7 protein-coding genes are annotated in these 7,482 nt (G+C 47.7%); 1 reads left to right on the forward strand and 6 read right to left on the reverse strand.

What is annotated here, in order from left to right; translation table 11 throughout:
- Positions 1–86 precede the first annotated feature (86 nt).
- The 6 genes from BCU12_RS04980 to BCU12_RS05010 all read right to left on the reverse strand — a co-directional run bounded on the left by BCU12_RS04980 (position 87) and on the right by BCU12_RS05010 (position 6,750).
- Positions 87–938, reverse strand: a complete 852-nt coding sequence (locus tag BCU12_RS04980; protein WP_102403260.1) for an ATP-binding cassette domain-containing protein — start codon at positions 936–938, stop codon at positions 87–89.
- Entirely contained in the window at positions 931–1,689 is a 759-nt protein-coding gene (locus BCU12_RS04985; RefSeq protein WP_102403261.1) for an ATP-binding cassette domain-containing protein, read from the reverse strand. Before BCU12_RS04985 ends, BCU12_RS04980 begins: the two co-directional genes overlap by 8 nt.
- On the reverse strand, positions 1,686–2,513 hold the full coding sequence (gene nikC / locus BCU12_RS04990) for a nickel ABC transporter permease subunit NikC (protein ID WP_102403262.1): 828 nt from the start codon (positions 2,511–2,513) through the stop codon (positions 1,686–1,688). The genes BCU12_RS04985 and nikC overlap by 4 nt, the downstream gene beginning before the upstream one ends.
- Complete coding sequence (nikB, locus tag BCU12_RS04995; protein ID WP_102403263.1) at positions 2,504–3,448, reverse strand: nickel ABC transporter permease subunit NikB; 945 nt, start codon at positions 3,446–3,448, stop codon at positions 2,504–2,506. The genes nikC and nikB overlap by 10 nt, the downstream gene beginning before the upstream one ends.
- Positions 3,449–3,537: 89 nt before the next feature.
- Positions 3,538–5,088 (reverse strand): nickel ABC transporter substrate-binding protein, encoded by a 1,551-nt coding sequence (gene nikA / locus BCU12_RS05000; protein WP_198599255.1) that lies wholly within the window; start codon positions 5,086–5,088, stop codon positions 3,538–3,540.
- A gap of 513 nt (positions 5,089–5,601) precedes the next feature.
- Positions 5,602–6,750, reverse strand: a complete 1,149-nt coding sequence (locus BCU12_RS05010) for an iron-containing alcohol dehydrogenase (RefSeq protein WP_102403264.1) — start codon at positions 6,748–6,750, stop codon at positions 5,602–5,604.
- Positions 6,751–6,904: 154 nt separating this feature from the next.
- On the opposite strand from BCU12_RS05010, the gene BCU12_RS05015 reads away from it, so the two are divergent.
- The coding region (locus BCU12_RS05015) for an AraC family transcriptional regulator (protein ID WP_102403265.1) at positions 6,905–7,482 on the forward strand (578 nt) is incomplete at its 3' end.

Here is a 7,482-nt window from a genome sequence, read left to right on the forward strand (position 1 = left end):
TATTATTTATTATTTATTTAACAACTAGCGCCACGATTTGATACGCTTTCAAGCGATGCGAGATCGTGGCGATGTTTGCGCCGTGATTACTCAGCGCAAGCGAGTTCATTTTCCGTATTGCCTGTTTTCACACGCCTCTGAACGGATTCATCTAACACTGGCATGGCTGGCAATATCGCCGCATTGAGCTTTTTACCCATATCACTTTGCCAAGGCTCTGAGCTTCTCGCAGAGCGGCTTTCAACGATTTCTCCCTCATCAAGTACGATGACTCGATCGCAGAATAAGTCCACCAGTCGAAGGTCATGGGTGATCAGCAAAAATGCCGTTCCAAACTCACGCTGAATCGACTTGAGTAATTCAATCATCTGCTGCTGAAGCACCATGTCTAGGCTTGATAGAGACTCATCCAGGGCAATCAATTTGGGCTTCACAGCCAACGCACGTGCGATACCAACGCGCTGTAACTGCCCACCACTTAATTGACCCGCGCGGCGTTTGAGTAAGTCGACATCTAAATCCACCTGCTTCATCAAGGCTTCACTTTCTATCGCTATCTCCTTTTTGTTTAATTGACGAAGATAACGCAGTGGCTCAGCCAGGATCTGTTCAATCCGTTGTCTTGGGTTCACCGCGCCAATGGCGTCTTGGAAAACGAGTTGCACGTCTTGGCGATACTCACGCCACTGCGCTTTGTCAAACGCAGCAATAGACTGACCGTTATGACGTACTTCGCCCTCACTGCAGGGCTCTAACCCCACAATCAAACGGCAAAGCGTGCTTTTGCCACTACCACTCGCCCCCACCAGTGCCAACGATTCGCCATGGTGAATGTCGAGGCTAATGTCGGTCAGCACTTGTTTGCTTTTTTGGCGTCGCGTCAAGCCTTGTGGTTGATAGCGCTTTGCTACCCCTTGAACTGAGATAAAGCTATCCATGGCTGTGCTCCTTATAAAGCGATAGGTGAGCGTCTAATAAAGATCGCGTGGCTTGATGACGCGGATGGTGGAAGATTTCAGTCACCGTGCCCTGTTCGACAATTTCACCATGAGACATGACCGCCACTCGGTCAGCAAGGCGAGCGACCACACCAAAATCATGGGTGACCAATAACACACCCAAATTTCGTTTTTTACTGATGGCTTCTAAGCGGTTCAAAATATGGGCCTGCACAACAAGATCAAGGTCAGTGGTTGGCTCGTCAGCCACAAGAAGTTCCGCGCCACTGACTAAAGCGAGCGCGAGCATCATTCTTTGTAGCATGCCTCCACTCATTTGGAATGGATACAGAGTCAGCGTGTTTTCACACTCGGTCAAACCCGCGTCTTGCATCGCTTCAATCAGCGCTTCTTCTCGGTATTTTTGCCCACTCGCCACCATGGTTTCAACACCATGCTGCTTCATCGATTGCAGTGGATTGAACGCACTGGCCGGGTTCTGCATGATGCAGGTAATGTGCTTACCTCTTATCGCTTGAATGTTAGCGGGCTGGCCATTAAACGTGATCGCTCCCTCCGCTTTCAGGCTTGAAGGTAATAGATCGAATATCGCTGAGCACGTGACCGATTTTCCTGAGCCACTGGCGCCAACCAGTGCCAATACCGAGCCCGATTCAATACACAAGTTCACGTCTTTAACCAAGGTTGATAAGGCGGTTTTAATACTTAGATTGGTTAATTCGAGTTTCATCCGTTGTGCTCCAGGTTAGGATCCAATTTATCTCGCATCGCGTCACCGAGCAGGTTAAACGCCATCACACTGACAAGAATCGCCAAACCCGGCCAGATAACGAGCAATGGATTGGTCCAAATAAACTGACGTGCATCGTTGATCATAACGCCCCATTCTGGTGTTGGGGATTGCACGCCCAGACCAAGAAAACTTAAGCCTGAAACATGCAACATGACATGGCCAATATCGAGCGTGGCCAGTACCATTAACTGCACCATGATATTGGGCAGTATGTGCACTCGAAACCTTGCCCAAGGTGGCACACCCGCCAACTTGGCGGCGCGAAGATAATCGCTGTGCCTGACGGTAAGAACCAGACTACGCGAGATACGGGCATACCATGCCCAGTGCGTCACGGCGATGGCGATGATCACGTTCACCAGCCCAGTCCCTAATATCGCGACCATGAACAGCGCCAATACCACGGTTGGAAAAGTCATAAACACTTCGCAGATACGCATGATGACCTGATCCGTTCTGCCGCCCACAAATCCCGCGAGGCCGCCTAACCCAACGCCTATCACCAGCATGAGTGCCAAGGTGACAAAGACCGCGCCAAGAGACACAGAAGTGGCGGTCACTAAGCGAGAAAAAAGGTCTCGACCAAGATGATCCGTGCCAAACCAATGTTCACTGCTGATGCCCAGTAATCGCTGTGAGAGATCAATTTCGTTGGGATCATAAGGGGCTAACCATGGGGCAAACAAGGCCACAAACATAAGTAAGATAAGCACCACAAATCCGAGCAACGCACTGGGAGATAAACTTCTGATTACTGACATTCCGCAGCCTCCAAACGAATTCTTGGGTCTAGCCATGCGTAGATAATGTCTATCGCCAAGTTACAAAAGATAAAGATGGCCGTCATCATCAAGGTAAAGCACTGAATGATTGGGTAGTCGTTGTTGCTGATAGCGGTAATGGCGTAACGCCCAACCCCAGGCCAACTGAAAATGCTTTCAACAATTAACGAGCCGCCAATCAACTCGCCAATGTGCATGCCTGCCGCAGTGACAATTGGCAACAAGCTATTTCTTAATATGTGAGTACGTTCGACCCGACGCGGCGAAATCCCTCGGATACGCGCATAGCGAACATGACGCTGACCACTGACCTCAAGCATGCTGGCTCTGAGCAATCTGGCATTAATACAGAGCGACATAAACGCAATAGCAAAGCCGGGCAATAACATGTGAGAAAGCCCTCCGTATCCCATCGGTGGCAACCACTTTAGGTGGATGGAGAACAGCAACACCAAAAGAAAACTCAGCCAAAAGTTGGGAATCGACACCCCGATAAAGGCAAGCCCTCGAATGGTAAAGTCGGGCCATTTATCGCGATAACGGGCTGCCCAAATCGCGAGGGGGATGGATAACGCGAGCGTGATGAGCAAGGCAAACGAGGCCAGCTTTAAGGTAGCAGGCAAGTAATAAAGAAGGTCATCTAAGACCGGTCTTCCCGTCATGTACGAGGTGCCAAAATCAAGATGAATTGCGCCATAGAGCCAGTCGTAGTACTGCTCCCATAACGGCTTATTCAAACCCAGAAAGCGCTCGGCTTCAGCAATGGATTGATCCGTTAGAGGAATATTGCCCGCACGAAGATACGCCAACGCAGGCTCGGTTCCACTTAGACGTAAGAACAGAAAGATGATTAATGAGACGGCCCAAAGAAGGGGAACAACAAGTAAGGCGCGTCTGAATATAAAAGATAGCATGGAGATTCCTTTGCCAGCCATGGGGGTGGCATACGCGAAAGCCAATCAGGGCATTCACACCTGATTGGCTCTACGTGATCAATGACAGTTTATTGGAATTGTTCGAATGGAATATCAAACACAGTGGAACCCATCGAGAACTTACCCAACTTACTCGCCGCCACACCCGTAATACGCATGTAAGTAACCGGCAGATAGACCGCTTGATCGTGCAGTGAATTCAGTAGAGAGGTGTACAGTTTCTTTCTCTCTGCTTCATCGGTGCTCGACAAAATCGCATCGATGGTCTGGTCTATCTCCGCTTTATTTGGCAACCCTGCTTGAGCCATATAGTCAGCATGAGAAGGAACACGCATACCACTTACAAACGAATGCGGGTCGTACGGTGAACCCCAGGTATTGTTAAAGATAAGGTCGAACTCGCCCCCTTTTTGTCTCTTATAAAAGCGACTACGCTCTTCTGCGGCCAAGATGAGTTTCACGCCAACGTCTTTAAAGTTCGCTTGAAGCACCTCAGCGATCGCTTTTTGGTTGGCATCATGACCATGATAAACCAATTCTACCGCCAGCTCTTTCCCCTCTTTAGAACGGTAAGTATCTTCAGATGACATGACCCAACCTGCGTCATCCAACACCTTCTTCGCTTGTTTCACGCTGTGGTTGTAGTCGGTGAGTTCAATATCTGCATAAGGCACATTTCGCGCAAACAAGCTATTGGCGGGTAACTCGGTGCCATAGAAAATGCCTTTCGCAATCGCATCACGGTCGATGGCATGGTTAAGGGCAATACGAACCTCGCGTTCTTGTGTGGCTGAACGTGCGCTGTTCATTGCAATCAGGCGTGTCGAAATAGGATCAGATAATGCGGTATGCAAAGAAGGATCTTTGGTGAATCGGTCGAAGGTATCAGGAGAGATTTGCCCTTCCAAGCCGTAAATAAGATTCACCATGCCGCTTTCAAAGGCAAGCGCACGGGCATTAGGGTCAGCAATCACGGCGACTTCAACTTTTTCATGTGCAGGCGCTTCCCCCCAGTAGTATGGGTTACGCACAAAGGTATCTTTCACGCCGAGAACACTGGTATCCAGCATCCATGGCCCTGTTCCTACAGGCTCCGCAATGCCGTCTCCTGTATTCCCTTCTTTTGGCATCGCCGAAGGCGCCATAAACCGAACTGGGCGCACTAATGAAAGCTCTTGCAACGCAGGGTAATAAGCATTTTTCAAATGCAGCACCACCGTAAACTCATCCGCTACGACGGTTTTATCTATTTGATTAATCAACTCTAACCAGCGGTGTTTCTCAAAATTTTTCAGTACCTGATCAAAGTTCGCTTTCACCGCTTGGGCATTGAATGTTTCACCATTTGAGAATTTCACATCGTCTCTCAAGAAGAAGGTATACGCTTTACCATCCGCTGAGACTTGCCATGATTTCGCCAGCCAAGGAAGCAGCTCGCCTCCTTTGTTGTATTTCACCAACGGTTCATAAACCATGGCTTGTGCGTACATTTGGTTTGGTGATGTTTGATGAGGGTTAATAGGCCCTGCGTTCACTGTCCAAGAAAAGTTAATTTGAGCGGCGCTATTAACGCTGAATACACTCAACCCGACAGACAGTAAATACCCAATAAATTTCATTTTCATTCCCTTAATTCGATTATTATTGATAATGTTATAACATACCAATTGATAGGGATTATCATTTAGAGCATAAGCGATGTCAATATGAACAAGCGGTTAAATAACGGATGTTGTATAAATGAAAGTCACTCGGGTCTGTTGATCTTTCGTGGTTAAGTTTTGTTCGAGATAAAATCGTTTTAGGCGCGGCAATGAGTGTGTAGCCTAGTGATTCTAAGCAAATACTCATTAACAAAGCATAAAACGATGTTAGCCGAACCCTTCGGGCAGCACTTGTTGGTCATTTATCCTGCGTTATCGCTTATCATGTAGAATAACGACATATCAAAGCCTCTGCCTTGCCTCTGTTTATTAAGAATAATGAACCAACACGTCGCTGCAAAAATCAGCTCGAAAGATCAACAGACCCTAAATACACGGTGGGGAAATGGCAAAGTAGGCCGATACAAAAACAAAAATGCCACGAAATATCGTGGCATTTAAACTGAATATTATCGGTTAAGAACGTTCTTACGCGATGGCAGATTCTAGAATCTTACGGCTTTCAGTCAATGTGATCGCCTGATGCTCACCTAGCGCGACCATACCATGGGCTTCAATTTGACCCACAATCTTATCAACCGCTTGCTCTGCCGTTAAACCATGATCCGTCAGTGTCGTTGCCACATCTAAACTTTGGTAAAAGGCTTCAATTGCGTCCACTGTGCGCTCAGCAAGATCGTCACCTTTCTCTAAGCCAAACACATTCACTCCCATTTGCTCAAGCTTGGCACGTTTCGTTGCCATTTGGTTGCGCATGAGCGACGGTTGAACGATCGCCAATGAGCGCGCGTGATCCACACCAAATGCCGCCGTCAGCTCATGGCCAATCATGTGCGTTGCCCAATCTTGCACCACACCAACACCAATCAAACCATTGAGGGCTTGGTTAGCCGACCACATAAGGTTTGCACGCCACTCATCGTTATCGCGATTTTCAAAATCTTGGCCGAGTTTAAGTAGGCTGCGAAGTAGCGCTTCTGAGTAACCATCTTGCACATACGCATTGTTCGTTGTCGTAATGTACTGCTCACAAACGTGCACCCAAGCATCAACCACACCGTTGACCAATTGGCGTTCAGGCAGCGTTTTCATAACGTCTGGATCCATCACGGCAAATTTTGGTTGTACGAAAGGCGATAGGAACGCAAGCTTCTCTTGAGTTTCACCGTTGGTCACAACAGAGCCCATGTTTGATTCTGAGCCAGTAGCAGGAAGCGTCAACACAGCGCCGATTGGCAATGCCTGCGTCACTTGGTGCTTGCCTGATGGAATGTCCCAACCTTCGCCTTCATAAAGTGCAGAAGCCGCAACGTATTTAGAACCATCGATAACACTACCGCCACCAACAGCGAGGATGAAATCAACGTTTTCTTCTCTTACCAATTGAACCGCTTTGTCTAGCGTTTCACGTTTAGGGTTTGGCTCAACACCAGAGAATTCTACCCACTGGTGATCTTTTAGTGCGGCAACCACCTGGTCATAAACACCATTCTTCTTAATTGAACCGCCCCCATAAATTACCAGCACTTTACTGTCTGCTGATAACTGCTGAGTAATTCCGGCAATCTGTTGTTGTCCGAATAAGATTTGAGTCGGGTTCACGTAATTGAATTTCATCTATTATTCCCTATTTATTATTAACATTGGCTCACAACACCCATGCATATTAGTCCTAATAGTGGTTTTTATATAGGTTAATTCGTCTACTTTTATTGCCTATTTCTGCTTTTATCAGTAAATTGAACGCTCGCCACAACATCAGGACAGCCCCATGCCCCAGCTTTCTAAAACCATGCAAGACTACGCAAGCACCTTCTCTTTGCTTGAAAATAATGGTGTTCATAACACGGGGGTTGAGGGGGTCAGTTTCTACTGTGCAAGTTCTTCAACCAGTCGACAGCCGTTACTGTATCAATCTGGCATTATCATTATGGGCCAAGGCCACAAACGTATTCACCTCAACGAACATAGCCTGAACTACGGTGCGGGCGACTATTTGGTGATTGGGGTGCCACTGCCGCTTGAATGCGAGTCAATGATGAATGACAACGCACCACTGCTTGGGTTGTGTGTCGATGTCGATTTAAGGCTGCTGAATACGCTCGTGGAACAACTCGGTGTGAATAAGGTACGTAAATCCGCCATTGGCCTACAAAAAGCGCAAGTGACGGATAAATTGGAGGATGCTTGCATCAGGCTGATTGAGTGCCTTCACAATGACGCCGAGAAATCGATTTTCGGGCAAGATTTGGTCAAAGAGATCATTTACCACGTGCTCATAGGCCCACAAGGTGACACGCTGATGGGACTTGTTCAACAAGACAGTCACTATGCGCGGATAGCTAAGGT

The organism is Vibrio sp. 10N.261.55.A7 (assembly GCF_002877365.1).
Lineage (GTDB): Bacteria > Pseudomonadota > Gammaproteobacteria > Enterobacterales > Vibrionaceae > Vibrio.